This is a genomic window from Intestinibacter sp. (assembly GCF_051866655.1).
Lineage (GTDB): Bacteria > Bacillota > Clostridia > Peptostreptococcales > Peptostreptococcaceae > Intestinibacter.
Map to the genome: position 1 here is coordinate 1 of NZ_JBJDXL010000038.1, position 1,810 is coordinate 1,810.

The window sequence follows — 1,810 nt, forward strand, 5'->3', positions numbered from 1 at the left end:
TTTAATATTACAGAAGTATCTAAAAGTCCCTTCATAACAAAGTCTGCTTCCTTAGAAGAAACTAATTTAACAGCAGTTTCTGCACATTCCTCTATAGTTTCTTTATCTATTATTTTTATTCCATCTAAATCGAAATTTATTTTTTTTGATATTTCTCTTATTTTTTGTTCTTGACCTACTAATATAGGTATTATTATATTCATTTGAACAGCACTTTTTATAGCTAACAATACTTCTTCATCATGAGCTGCTGCAACTGATAAAACTACCTTGTCGCTTCCTTTTAAAACATCTAATATTTGATTTAATTTTTTAATCATCGTTTTTCTCCTTGACGCTATTTTAATTTTTTTAGATATTTTCGAGCATAATTTATTCGATTTTACTATTTATATGCTTAAAATTATAAATTAGTCTTCTTTATAAATTCTAGCTTTTTCTTCTCCACGTAAAACTCTAAGTCCTCCAAATGCAAGAGCTTCTAATTCATTTTCACCTGGCAATATTTCCACTGGAGCAATAAATTTAACCCTGTTTTTAATACTTTCAGCTATGTATTTAGAATAAGCTATTCCACCTGTAATAATTATAGAATCTACTTCTCCATTTACAACAGTAGCTAGTTCGCCTATTCCTTTTGCTATTTGAAGCGCCATTGCATCGTATATTAATTTTGCGTATTCATCTCCACTTTCTATTTTAGCTTCTACCTCTCTAGCATCTACAGTATTTAGATAAGAGAATATGCCACCTTGTCCTCTAACTCTTTTTTTCATTTCTTTATGATTGTATTTTCCACTGTAGCACAAATCTATTACTCTAGTCACAGGTAGCTTTCCTGCACGTTCTGGTGAGAAAGGACCCTCTTCATCAGATATAAAATCTATAATACGACCTTTTTCATGTACATTTAAACTAATTCCTCCACCTAAATGTGCAACTATTAAGTTTAAATCATTGTAATCTTTGCCATTCATCTTTGCATATTTTATAGCCATAGCTCTTGTATTTAAAGCATGAGTTAAACAATGTCTGTCCATCTCCTTCAGACCTGAAGGTCTAGCTATATCTATTATTTCATCTACACAAACTGGATCGTATATATAGGCGTCTACACCTATTTCTTTTGATAGAGAATAAGCTATAACAGCGCCTAAATTAGATGCATGTTCTAAAGTAGGATTATTTCTCAGTCTGTCTATCATAGCATCGTTTATTTGATAAGCACCACTTTTTACTGGTGGAAGCCCTCCACATCTACCAACTATAGTATCTATAGTTTTTAAATCTATATTATTTTCATCTAATACATTATGTATTTGCTCTTTTCTCATTTCATATTGATCTAATATGTTATTAAACTTTGAAATTTCATCAACACTATGTTCTATTCCTTTTACTAATATCGGTTTTTCATCCTCATATACAGCAAATTTTGTCGATGTAGATCCTGGATTTATTGCTAAAACTCTATAAGACATTTTTCTCCTCCCTTGCTTTATTTCTTGATTTTTATTTTTCATATGATTTCTTATTTTTATTTTATTTAATATATAAAATATTTATAAATTTTATATAACTGATTCTTTCTGAATTTTACCTTTTTTATCATTCATACTTACAACATATAAAGTAACTGCTGAAATTATATATGCTATCATTAATGCCAAATCAGTATTTACTAAACAATTCCTGCAAGTACTGGATTTAATACACCTATTGTAGTTATTGTAAATATTCCATCTTCAACTCCTGGAAATAATCTAGTTGCTGCTGCTCCAACAGTTGAACAAAGTAAACCTACTATAAT

At 29.3% G+C, this 1,810-nt stretch carries 2 protein-coding genes; both read right to left on the minus strand.

What is annotated here, in order from left to right:
• Positions 1 to 320 (minus strand): phosphate acyltransferase (locus ACI3VO_RS01150; RefSeq protein ID WP_439756142.1); only part of this gene is annotated, 320 nt, incomplete at its 3' end.
• 90 nt (positions 321 to 410) lie between these two features.
• On the minus strand, positions 411 to 1,481 hold the full coding sequence (buk, locus tag ACI3VO_RS01155; RefSeq protein WP_439756143.1) for a butyrate kinase: 1,071 nt from the start codon (positions 1,479 to 1,481) through the stop codon (positions 411 to 413).
• Positions 1,482 to 1,810 lie beyond the last annotated feature (329 nt).